We start from the raw sequence: 12,496 nt of genomic DNA on the forward strand, positions 1-12,496 counted from the left end.
CCGCGGCCCGTCCGCTGTCGCGCCTCCACCCTAGGCAGTGGCCGGGGCGTTGCAGCGCCGGCGCGACGCGCCTACGGTGTGCGGCATGCCGCATCTCGAGGTCCCCGGCGCGAGCCTCCACTGGGAGGCGGACGGCCACGCCTCCGCGCCCGCCCTGCTGCTCGTGCACGCGGGCATCGCCGACCTGCGGATGTGGGACCCGCTCGTCCCCGACCTCTCCCGCGACCGGCTGGTGGTCCGCTACGACGTCCGCGGCGCGGGCGGCACGAGCACGGAGGACGTGGAGTACGACCCGCGCCGGGACGCCCTGGACGTGCTCGACCACCTCGGCGTCGAGCGCGCGGTGGTCGTCGGCTGCTCGCGGGGCGGAACGCTCGCGCTCGACCTGGCGCTCGAGCATCCGGAGCGGGTGACCGGCCTGGTCGTGATCGCGCCGGGCCTGGCGGGCTTCGACTACCCCGCGCTGACGGCGGAGGAGGAGCGGCGCTTCGGGGAGGTCGAGGCGCTGGAGCTCGCGGGCGAGCGGGAGGCGTCGGCGATCGTCGAGGCGGAGCTCTGGGCCGTGGGTCCCGACCGCTCCGCGGACGACGTCGCTCCGGAGTTCCTCGCGCGGGTCCGGGAGCTCGCGCTCACCGGCGTCGGCCACGAGGAGGAGGCCCCCCGCCCGATCGAGCCCTCCGGGCCGGCGGGCGAGCGGCTCGGGGAGATCGCCGTGCCGACCCTCGTCGTGGCGGGCGCGCACGACCTCTCGGAGTCGCTGCCGGTGTGCGAGCACCTCGCCGCCGAGGTGGGCGGTGCCGAGCTGCACGTGCTCGAGGACGCGGCGCACCTGCCCGGCCTCGAGCACCCGGAGGAGTTCCTCGCGGTGCTGCGGCCGTGGCTGGAGCGCCACGGGATCTGATCAGGCCACGGCGGCCAGGTCGAACGCCCAGTCCACGTAGAGCTCCGGCGGCTCGCCCTGCTCGACGAGGTCGATCCGGTCGAAGCCGGCCTCGACGCAGGTCGCGCCGGCGTCCAGGTCGCTCTCCGCCACGAAGGCGTGCACGAATCGGGGCACGGGGAACGCCGCCGCCTCCTCGAGCAGCATCCGCACGGAGTCCGCGGTGATGCCGCGGGCGTGCGGAGCGATGCTCCACGCCGCCTCGTAGGCGACGACGCCGCGCGAGCAGCCGTACCAATAGCCGATGGAGCCGACGGAGAGTCCGTCCAGCTCGACCACGTAGAAGAACGCGTCGCCGTCCGCCCAACCGCGCAGGTAGCGGTCGTGGCGCACGAGGATCTCGCTCTCGCTCTCGAGTCCGCCGCCCGCGTGCGCGAGGGTGTCGCGCAGGACGGAGGCGTCCGCCTGCGGCCAGGGGAGCAGGCGGAGGTTCTCGGGGTGGTGGTCGATGCTGGCTGTTCTCTGGTCGCTTCCGGGTTCGGGTCCCGTCACGCGCTCCGATCCTCTCTCTCAGGATGGCTCGCCGATCGAGCGCGCCGCCAGGGTGTTCGGCGCGCCTGTCCGATCGGATGTCTCCGCACTCGGGATGCGGACACGGTGTCGCCCCATCTTCGACCCGATCAGGGGAGGGAAACGGAAGCGGTGAGGAATCTAGCCCCGGACGGGGGGTGGCACCTGCACAACACCTGGGCAACCGCTGATTGCGGGGCCTCCGAGGGGCGGCGGAGACGTGCGCCCACCCCTGCGAGATCGCCGCTTCAGTCCGCCGAGACGCAAGAAAAGCGCGCGCACGAGCCCATACGCTCGGAGTCGGAGCGCGTTCCGCTCCTGCAGCCCCGTATCACCAGCGTGAGGAGGATCACCATGTCGCAAGCCGTGCAGAGCACCGTCGTCGGAGAACCCGAGGTCGTCGAGGACCGCGTGGAGGAGTCCGCCGCCTGGCTCGACCTGAAGGCGGCCGCCGCCGCGCTGCAGCCGCTCCAGTCCCAGGACGGCTCGCTCGCCGGGCCCGAGAGGCTCGAGGAGGCGCGCACCCTCGTCGAGCGGATCGTCGCCGGCGTCCGCACCCTCGCCCCCGCGTTCCCGCACGACGCCGCGTACCTCGACGCGCTGGTCGTCGACCTCGAGCGCTGGAGCGCCGACGGCCTCGGCCTGCCGGACTTCCTCGACTCGCTCACCGCGTTCCAGCCGCAGCTCGAGCGCGTCGACGGCCGCCGCCACCTCGTCGTCTTCCCCATGTACACCCAGAACGGCAGCCGCGACCGCCACGTCGAGGCCGTCCTCGTCGAGGTCGTCTGGCCGCGGTTCGTCGCCGAGCTGGAGGCGGGCGACTACTCCAACGCCCTCTTCGTGCCCGTGCGCTTCGTCGACTTCACCGCCGGCTACGACACCGACAGCGCCGTGCTGTTCCCCGAGACGGTCGCGATGCGCTCCGTCCCGTCCTTCACCTGGGGCGCGATCTTCGCCGACCGCGAGGCGGCCCGGTTCCGCCGCGTCGTCACGGAGGCGGCCCGGATCACCCGTCTCGAGCTCCCGGAGGACGCGCAGCGCCTGCTGGCCGACCAGCGCCTGGCGGAGGAGTCCTTCGTGATGTGGGACCTCATCCACGACCGCACCCACATGCGCGGCGACCTGCCGTTCGACCCGTTCATGATCAAGCAGCGGATGCCCTTCTTCCTCTACTCGCTGGAGGAGCTGCGGTGCGACCTCACCGCCTTCCGCGAGGCCGTCGCCATCGAGCGCCGCCTCGGCGCGCTCGACCGCCGCGACGACGAGGAGGAGGCGCTGGCCGAGCGCTCGCGCTTCGTGCAGTACGCGATCCTGTTCGACCGGCTCTTCCGCTTCCCGCTCACCGGGTCGCGGGTGCGCAACTACGACGGCCTCGGCGGCCAGCTGCTCTTCGCCTGGCTGCACCAGCACGGCGTCCTGCACTGGACCGACACCCGGCTGGCGTTCGAGTGGGACGGCGTCGCCGACGTGGTCGTCGCCCTCTCGGACGCGATCGACGAGCTCTACTGGCGCTCGATCGACCGGCCGAAGACGGCGCACTGGCTGGCCGCGCACGAGCTGATCGCGGCCACTCTCACTCCGCACCCCGCCTCCGCCTGGGCCCGCGGGCTCCCGGACGAGGTGCTGCTCGGCGCCCCGCGCGGCCTCACCGACGCGGTGCTGGACGACGAGTTCCCGCTGTCGATGTTCTACGAGGCCCTCGGGAAGAAGATGGGCGACGTCATCGCCTCGACCCGGGGCATCACCGGCCGGGACTGACGTCGCGCCCGGGAGGCGGCGGGGTGCGCTCCTCCGCCTCCCGGGGCCCCGTCCGACCGGCGTCGGTTAGCGTGGGGCGCATGCCCTCAAGTGACGGAGCCGCGGACCCGCTCGACGCGGGCTGGATCCGGCGAGCGCCGAGCCGGGCCGGATACGTGCGCGACGCGGTCACCGCGGGGATCCTGCTGGTGGCGACGATCGTCTCCGTCGCGCTGTACTCCTCGGCGGGCTTCCCGGACGCGGCGCACCCCGTCGTCAGCGCCCACTGGGCCGTCCTGATGACCCTTCCCCTCGCGCTGCGCCGCCGGTTCCCCGCGAGCGTGGCGGCCGGGCTCTCCGTCGTCTACGCGCTCGGGATCGTGCTCCAGGTGCCGGAGTCGCTCTTCGGCCAGATCTGCCTGTTCCTCGCGCTCTACACGGTCGGCGCGTGGGGCCGGAACCGGCGCACGGCGCTCGTCGTCCGAGTGGCGATCGCGGTCGGGATGCTGGGCTGGCTGCTCACCACCCTCGCCACGGGCGAGTACTTCGGCAGCTCCGTGCCGGTCGACGACTCCCCCGGCCTGCTCTCGCCCTACGCGGCGGAGTCGGCCCTCGCGGTCGTGTCGAACCTGCTCTACTTCGGCAGCGCCTACGTCTTCGGCGAGGCGTCGTGGCAGTCGGCCCGCCGGCTGGAGGCGCTCGAGACGCGCACGGCCGAGCTCGACGACGAGCGGGAGCGCTCCTCGCGGCAGGCCGTGTCCTCCGAGCGGCTGCGGATCGCGCGCGAGTTGCACGACGTGGTCGCGCACCACGTCAGCGTGATGGGCGTGCAGGCGGGAGCGGCGCGGCGGGTGCTGGCGCGGGATCCGGAGCGGGCGGCGGCATCGCTCAGCGCCATCGAGGGCGACGCGCGCTCGGCGATCGAGGAGCTGCACCGCATCCTGGTCGCGCTGCGCGCCGAGGACGCGGTCCCGAATCCGCTCACCGACGCCGCGTCCACCCGCGGGGTGGCCCAGCTCGAGGAGCTGGTCGCGGCGTCCAGCGGGTCGGGCCTGCCCACCGTCTTCCTCACCCTCGGCACGCCCCGCGAGATCCCCGCGACGGTGGGGCTCAGCCTCTACCGCATCGCGCAGGAGTCGCTCACGAACGTCCGCAAGCACGCGGGGCGCGGCGCGCACGCCGAGGTGCGCCTCCGCTACGCCCCCGACGCGGTCGAGCTCGAGATCGCCGACGACGGCGGGTCCGGCCCGCACCCGAGCGCTCCCGCCTCCTGCGGACTGGGGCACACCGGCATGAGCGAGCGCGCGGCCGCGGTCGGCGGCTGGATCGAGATGGGGCCGAGGGGCGGAGGGTACCTCGTGCACGCCCGGGTGCCGCTGTCCCCCGTCCGGGCGAGCGTGCCGGACGCCGGCGACCCGGTACCGTCGTCGGAGACGTCGCGGGGGCGTCAGGAGCGAGCGAGCGGGGGCCGCCCATGACCGAGCACGTGCGCGTGCTGCTCGTCGACGACCAGGAGCTCGTCCGCGTGGGCTTCCGCATCATCCTCGAGTCGGAGCCCGGGATCGAGGTGGTCGGCGAGGCCCGCACCGGGCTCGAGGCCCTGCAGCGCGCCTCCGAGCTGCGCCCCGACGTGATCTGCATGGACGTGCAGATGCCCGGTCTCGACGGCCTGGCCGCGACCCGCGAGATCGTGGCCGACCCGCGCCTGTGCTCGCGGGTGCTCATCCTCACCACCTTCGACCGCGACGACTACCTCTTCGAGGCGCTCTCGGCCGGCGCCAGCGGGTTCCTGCTCAAGAACGCGTCGCCGGAGGAGCTGGTCGAGGCGGTGCAGGTGGTCGCCCGCGGCGACGCGATGCTCGCCCCCGACGTCACCCGGCGCGTGATCGAGCGGTTCGCCTCCGTGCCCGAGCGCACGCCGGCCGCCGCCGAGCACTCCGGAGTCGCCGACCTGACGGACCGCGAGCGCGAGGTGCTCGTGCACCTGGCGCGGGGCTGGTCGAACGCCGAGATCGCGGCCGAGCTGTTCGTGGGCGAGGCGACCGTGAAGACGCACGTCTCGAAGATCCTGATGAAGCTCGGCGTGCGCGACCGGATCCAGGCGGTCGTGTTCGCCTACGAGCACGGGATCGCGGTACCGGGGCGCCCCTGAGCGGTGGGCCGGGCGGTCGGCACCGTGGTGGACGGCTCGGAGGTGCTCGACGCCGGGGCGGTCAGCGCCGGGGCTGGCTCGAGGCCGGGCGCGGCGGGGTGCGGCGGACGAACTCCATCCGGATCTCCGGCACGATCTTCCGGTCGAGCACGACCGTCATGTAGCGGCCGTCGACGCGGGCGCCGATCGCGACCACGTCCGGATCGGTGTCCACGCGGTAGCCGCGCAGCGCCTCCCCGTCCACGATCACCGGGACGCCCCGCACGACGTCCTCGTCGCGGAGGGCGGCGGCGACGACCGGCATCCCGCCGCGGCGGCTGCGCACGCGGCCCGGGAAGGTGTTGCGGAGCACGTCGCCCATGTGGGCCGCGAGGCGGGACTCCAGGGGCCGGCTGCGCTCGGCGGGGATCGGCACGGAGGTGCGGACCGCCTCCCAGAGCACCGGGTACCGCATCCGCGTCACCTGGTCGACCATCCACGGCGGCAGGTGGTCGTTCTCGGCGCGCTCGATCGCGCGCTTCTGCTCGGGGGTCAGCGGGACGTGGTTGACGGGGTCGGCGCGGTTGCGCGGGTTCTTGTAGAACGAGTACGAGAGCGAGATCTCGACGAAGCGGCCGAGCGCCATCGTCTGCGCGGCGGCGAACTCCTCCAGCCGCGGCTGGGGCGCGAACGCGAGGACGGGATCGCCGAAGCGTGCCGCGATCTCGTCCACCCCGGGAGGGGCGGGCATGTCGCGGACAGCTCCCGAGGTGTCCATGCGCATAGGTCAAGAGTGGCCTGCCTCCCAGCCGATACCAACTTCTTGACGGAGATCGGCTTTCGGGTCGTCGTCCGTTCACCTGCCCGAAACAAACGGGGGGCAGGAGGGGCGTCGCGGAGGGCGCCTCCCGGGCTCCTCCGGGCGGCGGGCTGCGAAGATGGAGGGATGAGCGCTCTGCACGATCCCGACGTCCGCGGCTTCGCCTCCGACAACTACTCCGGAGTGCACGACGAGGTCCTCGCCGCGATCGCCGCGGCCAACGGAGCGCACCAGATCGCCTACGGCGAGGACGTCTACACCGAGCGCCTGCAGGAGGCGTTCCGCCGCGAGTTCGGCGAGCAGGCCCAGGCCTTCCCCGTCTTCAACGGCACGGGCGCCAACGTCACCGGTCTGCAGTCGATGCTGCCGCGGTGGGGCGCCGTCGTCTCGGCGGGCACCGCGCACATCACCTCCGACGAGGGCGGAGCGCCCGAGAAGGTCGGCGGGATCAAGATCCTCACGGTCCCCACGCCCGACGGCAAGCTGACCCCGGCGCTGGTCGACCAGGAGGCGTGGGGCTTCGGCGACGAGCACCGCGCCCAGCCGCTCGTGGTCTCGATCACCCAGTCCTCCGAGCTCGGCACCGTCTACACCCCCGAGGAGGTGCGCGCGCTCGCCGACCACGCGCACGGCCTCGGCATGCGGCTGCACATGGACGGGGCGCGCATCGCGAACGCCGCGGCCGCTCTCGGCCTGCCCCTGCGCTCCTTCACGACCGACGCGGGCGTCGACGTGCTCTCGTTCGGCGGCACCAAGAACGGCATCCTGCTCGGCGAGGCGATCGTCGTGCTCGACCCGGCGGCCTCGACCGGGCTGACCTTCCTCCGCAAGACCAACATGCAGCTGTCCTCCAAGATGCGCTTCATCTCGGCGCAGCTGCTCGCCCTGCTCGGCGACGGCGGCGAGGAGGAGCCCCTGTGGCTCCGCTCGGCCCGGCACGCGAACGCCATGGCGGCGCGCCTGCGCTCGGGGCTCGAGGAGGCGATCGCCGCCGGCCGGATCACCGGGCTCGAGTTCACGCAGCAGACCCAGGCCAACGCGGTGTTCGCGACGCTGCCGCCCGGAGTCGCGGACCGGCTCCGCGCCGCCTACCGCTTCTACGACTGGAACCCGGCGACCGGCGAGGTCCGCTGGGTCTGCTCCTTCGACACGACGGAGGACGACATCGACGCGTTCACGGCCGCGATCGAGCGCGAGCTGGCCGCGTGAGGGCCCGCCTCCCGCGCCTGGCGACGGTCGGCGCCGCGCTCGCCGTTCTCGTCGCGCTGACGGGCTGCACGTCGGCCGAGCGCTCGGACGTCGCGGCCACCCCGTCGGCGTCCGAGACCGCCGCTCCGACTCCCTCCGCGACTCCGACGCCCTCGCCCACGGCCTCGACCCGCCTGGGCTGCGACTCCCTCCTCCCCGCCACGCGGGCGGCCTCGGCGCTGGGGGTCTCCCGCAGCGCTCTCGAGGGCAGCCGCGAGGTGACGACGCGCTCCTCGGGCGAGCTGATCCGCGAGGCCGCGGAGGAGAACGGCGGAGTGCTCCGCTGCGCCTGGTACGACGAGGACGCCTCGATCACCGCGGCCGCGGTCGACGACGCCGCCGAGGCCTTCACCGGCCGTCCGGGCCCGCGCCTCGAGACCGCCGTCGAGGCCTACGGCTCCTGCACCGACGGCAGCTGCGACCTGGACCTGCTCGCCGGCGCCACCTGGGTGACGCTGCAGCTGCGCGGCGCCCCCGCGGCCGTCGACCTCGCCGCGCTGGCGACCGGCACCGCCTCCGCCGCGCTCGGCACCCTCGACGAGCCGGTCACCGCGACGGCGCCCGTCTGCACCGAGGTCCTGACGGCCGAGCAGCTGTCCGGTGCCGCCGGTCTCGCGCAGGCGACCGCGGGGACGGGGACCGGGACGCCGACCACCGCGTCGGCCGCTGCCGCCGCCCGGGCCGGGTACGCCTCCTGCAGCTGGAGCGACGCCTCCAGCGCCGCCTACTCGGGCGTGACGGTCGACGCGCTCCCGAACGGCGACGACGGCTGGCGGAACCTCTCGCTGACCTCGGGCCTGGCGATCCCGCTCGAGCCGCTCGACGGCTTCGGCGAGAAGGCCCTCACCGGCTGCGCGGCGGGCGTCTGCGAGATCGACGCGCTCGCCGACGACGTGTGGTGGCGCGTGACCGTCACCGGCGACGCGTCGAAGGCCGAGGCCGTCGCCCGCGCCGTGCTCGCGAACGCCTGACCCGGGCGCCCCGCTCCTCCGCGAGCGGGTCAGCGCCAGTACTCGTACCAGGACGACTCGCGGCAGCCGAGGGACGCGTAGAGGCGGCGGGCGCCGGCGTTCTCGGCGAGCACCTGGAGCCAGAAGCGCGCGACGCCCCGGCCGGACGCGTCCTCGAGGAGGGCGCGGATCACGGCGGAGGCGAGCCCGCGGCGCCGGGCGTCCGGGCGGGTCGCCAGGGCGAAGAGGCCGCCCCAGAGCTCGCCGTCCGGCGCCGTGACGAGCGCGAGGCGGCCGGTCGCGGCCGGGCCGTCCCCGTCGACGGCGAGAGCGTAGGAGGAGGGGCAGCCCGCGAGGATGCGCTCGGCGACCGCACGCTCCTCCGCGCCACCGCGACCGTCCACCGACCACCAGAGGGCGAGCCAGTCCTCGTCGGGAGCCGGGGCGAGCCGGACGCGAGGCCGCGGCGCGGGCCTCGGCGGCACTGACCTCGACGGCGCGGACCCCGACATCGTGGACAGGGCGGCGAGCGCCTCCTGCACCGATCCCGTCAGCACGAGCGTCCGGTCGATCGGCGCGGCGCCCCGCTCGGCGAGCAACCCGGTCAGACCGGCGGGGCTCGGCGGTCCGATCTGCACGAGGGGCGCGATCCCGTGCTCGCGGGCGAACGCCTCCGCCGCGTCGAGGGCCGCCCCCTGGTCGACGACGTCGCCGGACGCGAGCACCGAGTTCGCGCGCTTGGTGACTCCTGCGGAGGCGCGCAGCTCCCACGCGCCGAGGGGGCGCCGCACGAGCGCGGGCCAGGCGTCGGCGGCGAGGCGGTCGAGCAGGCGCGGATCCATCGGGCCACGGTAGCGGGAGCGGCGCCGGAGCCCTGTGGACGCCCCCGGGAACGGGTCCGGCCCGCAGGATCCGCCGCGGACGAGCCGAGCGGGATCCTGCGGGCCGGAGGCCGTGGAGGGACGAGCCCTACATGTTGATCATGTGCCCCTTGAGGCCGTGGAAGCCCTCCTGCAGCGCCTCCGACAGCGTCGGGTGGGTGTGCACGTTGCGGGCCAGCTCGGTCGCGGTGAGGTCCCACTTCTGGGCGAGCGTGAGCTCGGGGAGCAGCTCCGAGACGTCCGGGCCGATCATGTGGGCGCCGAGGAGCTCGCCGTACTTCTTGCTCGCGATGAGCTTCACGAAGCCGGTGGGCTCGCCGAGGCCGTGGGCCTTGCCGTTCGCCATGAAGGGGAAGGTCGAGACGGTGATCTCGTGTCCCTCGTCCGTCGCCTGCTTCTCGGTGAGGCCGAAGGAGGCGATCTGCGGCTGGCAGAACGTCGCGCGCGGCATCATCCGGTAGTCGCCCAGGGTCTGGGTCTCGGCACCGGCGAGGGTCTCGGCGGCGACGACGCCCTGCGCCTCCGCGACGTGCGCGAGCTGCAGCTTCGCGGTGACGTCGCCGATGGCGTAGATGTGCGGCACGTTGGTGCGCATGTGGTCGTCGATCGCGATCGCGCCGCGCTCGGTGAGCTCGACGCCCGTCTTCTCGAGGCCGAAGCCCTCGGTGCGGGGGACCCAGCCGATCGACATGAGCACCTTGTCGACCTCGAGGGTCGACTGCGTGCCGTCCTTCGCGGTGTAGGTGACCGTGACGTAGCCGTCCTTGTCGACGACCGACTCGACCTTGGTCGAGGTCAGGATCTCGACGCCGAGCTTCTTGTACTGCTTCTGGATCTCCTTGGAGACGTCCGGGTCCTCGTTGGGGAGGGCGCGGTCCATGAACTCGATGATCGTCACGTCGACGCCGTAGTTCTTGAGGACGTAGGCGAACTCCATGCCGATCGCGCCCGCGCCCACGATGGCCATCGTGTCGGGGAGCTCGCGGGTCATGATCTGGGTCTCGTAGGTGACGACGTTCTCGGAGAGCTCGACGCCGGGCAGGAGGCGGACGCTCGCGCCGGTCGCGATGATCGCGTCGTCGAAGGTCAGCGACTCCGTGCCGCCCTTGCTCAGCTGCACGTCGAGGCCCTGCGGGCCGGTGAAGGAGCCGACGCCGTCGAACTCGGCGATCTTGTTCTTCTTCATCAGGAAGTGGACGCCCTTGGTGCGGCCGTCCGCGACCGAGCGGCTGCGGTCGAACGCCGCGCCGAAGTCGAACGAGACGTCGCCCGAGATGCCGAACTGCTTCGCCTGGGTGTGGAAGAGGTGGGCGAGCTCCGCGTTGCGCAGCAGCGCCTTGGACGGGATGCAGCCGACGTTGAGGCAGACACCGCCCCAGTACTGCTTCTCGACGACGGCGACGGACTTGCCGAGCTGGGCGGCGCGGATCGCGGCCACGTATCCGCCGGGGCCTGCCCCCAGGACGACGACGTCGAAGTGCTGGGCCATGGATGATCCTCCAGAGTCGTGGATGGTGGTGCGCGGGGTGACCACGCCGTCTCCCACCGTACCGTTCCGGGGCTCGGAGGCGGCCCGCTCCTCCGTGGGCGAACGCGCGCGCGGGCGCCTGCCGTGCACGCGCGGGAATGCCCGCGGGGCGGGGACGGTTGGGCTCCACGGGCGACGGAGCCCCTCCCCCAGTCCCCCGCACGGAAGAAGCCCCGCGATGTCCGCCACCGCCTCCCGCACCGCCAGCACCAGCGCCCCGATCCTCGACGTCCTCGCGGAGCGCTGGAGCCCCCGCTCCTACGACGCGACCGGGACCGTCTCCGACGAGACCCTCGCGTCCCTCCTCGAGGCCGCGCGCTGGTCCCCGTCCGCCAGCAACTCGCAGCCGTGGCGCTTCATCGTCGCCCGCCGCGGAACCGACGGGTTCGACCGCATCGTCGCGACGCTCGCCGGCTTCAACGGCGCCTGGGCCGGCTCCGCCGCCGTCCTGGTCGTCGCGCTCGCCGAGACCGTCGACTCCGAGGGGAAGCCGCGCCCCTGGGCCGTCTACGACCTCGGCCAGTCGATCGCCCACCTCAGCGTCCAGGCGCACCACGAGGGGCTGCACGTGCACCAGATGGCCGGCTTCGACAAGGACGCCGTCCGCGCCGCGTTCGGCGTCGACGAGCGCTTCGACCCGGTGACGATCGCCGCGGTGGGAGTCGCGGCCGACGCCGACGCGCTGGCGAACGAGACCCTCCGCGAGCGCGAGACCGCGCCGCGCACCCGCCTGCCCCTCGAGGAGCTCGTGCTCGTCCAGGCGTAGCCCTCCCGCGGAAGGCGTCCTCCGTCCGCGGACCGGGGAGGCCTTCCGCGTCCCACCCCCTGTGTTACTCCCCGTGTCGGTCCCCGCTGTGCCGCCGGGAGCCTCTCCGTACGATCGGACGATCCGCCCGCCCGTCCCGCTGCCCGGAGAGACATGCCCGCCACCCCCGCCGCCCGCACGAGCCTGGCCTTCGACGCCGAGCTCGGCCAGTCGGCGTTCCCCGTGCGCTTCGAGGGGGTCGGCCGCACCTTCGCGCCCGGGTCCCCCGTACTGACGGACGTGACGCTCGAGGCCGCCGCGGGCGAGGTCATCGCGATCCTCGGCCCGAGCGGCTGCGGCAAGTCGACGCTGCTGCGCATCGCGGCGGGCCTGGACACCGCCTCCGAGGGGTCCGTCCTCATCGACGGCGCCCCCGTCTCCGGCATCGACCCGCGCTGCGCGGTGGCGTTCCAGGAGCCGCGGCTGCTGCCTTGGCGGAGCATCGCCGACAATGTCGCGCTCGGACTGCCGCGCGGCACCCCGCGCCCGGCCGCCCGCGCCGCCGTCGACGAGCTGCTCTCGCTGGTCGGCCTCACCGCGCACGCCCGCTCGCGGCCCCGCGAGGTGTCCGGGGGGATGGCCCAGCGCGCCTCCCTCGCCCGCGCCCTCGCCCGGAACCCCGGCGTGCTCCTCCTGGACGAGCCCTTCGGGGCGCTCGACGCGCTGACCCGCCTGCGGATGCAGGACCTGCTGCTCGACGTGCACGCGGCGGCTCCGGCGACGATCCTGCTCGTCACCCACGACGTCGACGAGGCCCTGCAGCTGGCCGACCGCATCGTGCTCCTCGGGCGCGACGAGCCCGGAGGCGTCTCGCGCATCCAGCGGATCGTCACCGTCCCCGGCGCGCGGCCCCGCGACCGCGGCTCGGCGGAGCTCGCCGAGCACCGGGCCGAGCTCCTCGCGGGGCTGGGCATCGAGCGGCACTGACCCCGGGCGGATCGACCCG

General features: G+C 74.0%; 12 protein-coding genes. 8 read left to right on the plus strand and 4 right to left on the minus strand.

What is annotated here, in order from left to right:
* Nucleotides 1-85: 85 nt before the first annotated feature.
* Nucleotides 86-901 (plus strand): alpha/beta fold hydrolase, encoded by an 816-nt coding sequence (locus C5C10_RS13405; RefSeq protein ID WP_104329478.1) that lies wholly within the window; start codon nucleotides 86-88, stop codon nucleotides 899-901.
* On the opposite strand, the gene C5C10_RS13410 is transcribed toward C5C10_RS13405, so the two are convergent.
* Complete coding sequence (locus C5C10_RS13410; protein WP_104260956.1) at nucleotides 902-1,432, minus strand: hypothetical protein; 531 nt, start codon at nucleotides 1,430-1,432, stop codon at nucleotides 902-904.
* A gap of 372 nt (nucleotides 1,433-1,804) precedes the next feature.
* Between C5C10_RS13410 and C5C10_RS13415 the strand changes: the two genes are divergently transcribed.
* From C5C10_RS13415 to C5C10_RS13425, 3 genes are all read left to right on the plus strand, one after another.
* Nucleotides 1,805-3,208, plus strand: a complete 1,404-nt coding sequence (locus C5C10_RS13415) for a DUF6421 family protein (RefSeq protein ID WP_104329479.1) — start codon at nucleotides 1,805-1,807, stop codon at nucleotides 3,206-3,208.
* A gap of 80 nt (nucleotides 3,209-3,288) precedes the next feature.
* Nucleotides 3,289-4,665 (plus strand): sensor histidine kinase, encoded by a 1,377-nt coding sequence (locus C5C10_RS13420; protein WP_104329480.1) that lies wholly within the window; start codon nucleotides 3,289-3,291, stop codon nucleotides 4,663-4,665.
* A complete protein-coding gene (locus C5C10_RS13425) occupies nucleotides 4,662-5,339 on the plus strand; it encodes a response regulator transcription factor (RefSeq protein WP_104234377.1) in 678 nt (225 codons plus the stop codon). The genes C5C10_RS13420 and C5C10_RS13425 overlap by 4 nt, the downstream gene beginning before the upstream one ends.
* 61 nt (nucleotides 5,340-5,400) lie before the next feature.
* On the opposite strand, the gene C5C10_RS13430 is transcribed toward C5C10_RS13425, so the two are convergent.
* Nucleotides 5,401-6,102: a hypothetical protein gene (locus C5C10_RS13430; protein ID WP_146082167.1), complete on the minus strand. Its 702-nt coding sequence runs from the start codon at nucleotides 6,100-6,102 to the stop codon at nucleotides 5,401-5,403.
* Between the two features lie 162 nt (nucleotides 6,103-6,264).
* On the opposite strand from C5C10_RS13430, the gene C5C10_RS13435 reads away from it, so the two are divergent.
* Nucleotides 6,265-7,347: a low specificity L-threonine aldolase gene (locus tag C5C10_RS13435; protein ID WP_104222816.1), complete on the plus strand. Its 1,083-nt coding sequence runs from the start codon at nucleotides 6,265-6,267 to the stop codon at nucleotides 7,345-7,347.
* Entirely contained in the window at nucleotides 7,344-8,357 is a 1,014-nt protein-coding gene (locus C5C10_RS13440) for a hypothetical protein (RefSeq protein WP_104329482.1), read from the plus strand. The genes C5C10_RS13435 and C5C10_RS13440 overlap by 4 nt, the downstream gene beginning before the upstream one ends.
* Before the next feature lie 29 nt (nucleotides 8,358-8,386).
* On the opposite strand, the gene C5C10_RS13445 is transcribed toward C5C10_RS13440, so the two are convergent.
* Both C5C10_RS13445 and lpdA read right to left on the minus strand, forming a co-directional pair.
* Complete coding sequence (locus tag C5C10_RS13445) at nucleotides 8,387-9,178, minus strand: GNAT family N-acetyltransferase (RefSeq protein WP_104329483.1); 792 nt, start codon at nucleotides 9,176-9,178, stop codon at nucleotides 8,387-8,389.
* A 127-nt stretch (nucleotides 9,179-9,305) separates the two neighbouring features.
* Nucleotides 9,306-10,706 (minus strand): dihydrolipoyl dehydrogenase, encoded by a 1,401-nt coding sequence (lpdA, locus tag C5C10_RS13450; protein ID WP_104222818.1) that lies wholly within the window; start codon nucleotides 10,704-10,706, stop codon nucleotides 9,306-9,308.
* A gap of 217 nt (nucleotides 10,707-10,923) precedes the next feature.
* Here lpdA and C5C10_RS13455 point away from each other — a divergent pair, with 217 nt between their 5' ends.
* Together C5C10_RS13455 and C5C10_RS13460 are read left to right on the plus strand one after the other, a co-directional pair.
* Nucleotides 10,924-11,511: a nitroreductase family protein gene (locus C5C10_RS13455; RefSeq protein WP_104329484.1), complete on the plus strand. Its 588-nt coding sequence runs from the start codon at nucleotides 10,924-10,926 to the stop codon at nucleotides 11,509-11,511.
* 153 nt (nucleotides 11,512-11,664) lie between these two features.
* Complete coding sequence (locus C5C10_RS13460) at nucleotides 11,665-12,477, plus strand: ABC transporter ATP-binding protein (RefSeq protein ID WP_104222820.1); 813 nt, start codon at nucleotides 11,665-11,667, stop codon at nucleotides 12,475-12,477.
* Nucleotides 12,478-12,496 lie beyond the last annotated feature (19 nt).

The sequence above is a fragment of the Rathayibacter sp. AY1A3 genome (assembly GCF_002930975.1).
Lineage (GTDB): Bacteria > Actinomycetota > Actinomycetes > Actinomycetales > Microbacteriaceae > Rathayibacter.

What these genes read in the sequence shown, in the direction of transcription:
- C5C10_RS13405 (WP_104329478.1), top strand. Translation starts at nt 86, where the DNA reads ATGCCGCATCTCGAGGTCCCCGGCGCGAGCCTCCACTGGGAGGCGGAC.
- C5C10_RS13415 (WP_104329479.1), top strand. Translation starts at nt 1,805, where the DNA reads ATGTCGCAAGCCGTGCAGAGCACCGTCGTCGGAGAACCCGAGGTCGTC.
- C5C10_RS13420 (WP_104329480.1), top strand. Translation starts at nt 3,289, where the DNA reads ATGCCCTCAAGTGACGGAGCCGCGGACCCGCTCGACGCGGGCTGGATC.
- C5C10_RS13425 (WP_104234377.1), top strand. Translation starts at nt 4,662, where the DNA reads ATGACCGAGCACGTGCGCGTGCTGCTCGTCGACGACCAGGAGCTCGTC.
- C5C10_RS13430 (WP_146082167.1), bottom strand. Translation starts at nt 6,102, where the DNA reads ATGCGCATGGACACCTCGGGAGCTGTCCGCGACATGCCCGCCCCTCCC.
- C5C10_RS13435 (WP_104222816.1), top strand. Translation starts at nt 6,265, where the DNA reads ATGAGCGCTCTGCACGATCCCGACGTCCGCGGCTTCGCCTCCGACAAC.
- C5C10_RS13445 (WP_104329483.1), bottom strand. Translation starts at nt 9,178, where the DNA reads ATGGATCCGCGCCTGCTCGACCGCCTCGCCGCCGACGCCTGGCCCGCG.
- lpdA (WP_104222818.1), bottom strand. Translation starts at nt 10,706, where the DNA reads ATGGCCCAGCACTTCGACGTCGTCGTCCTGGGGGCAGGCCCCGGCGGA.
- C5C10_RS13455 (WP_104329484.1), top strand. Translation starts at nt 10,924, where the DNA reads ATGTCCGCCACCGCCTCCCGCACCGCCAGCACCAGCGCCCCGATCCTC.
- C5C10_RS13460 (WP_104222820.1), top strand. Translation starts at nt 11,665, where the DNA reads ATGCCCGCCACCCCCGCCGCCCGCACGAGCCTGGCCTTCGACGCCGAG.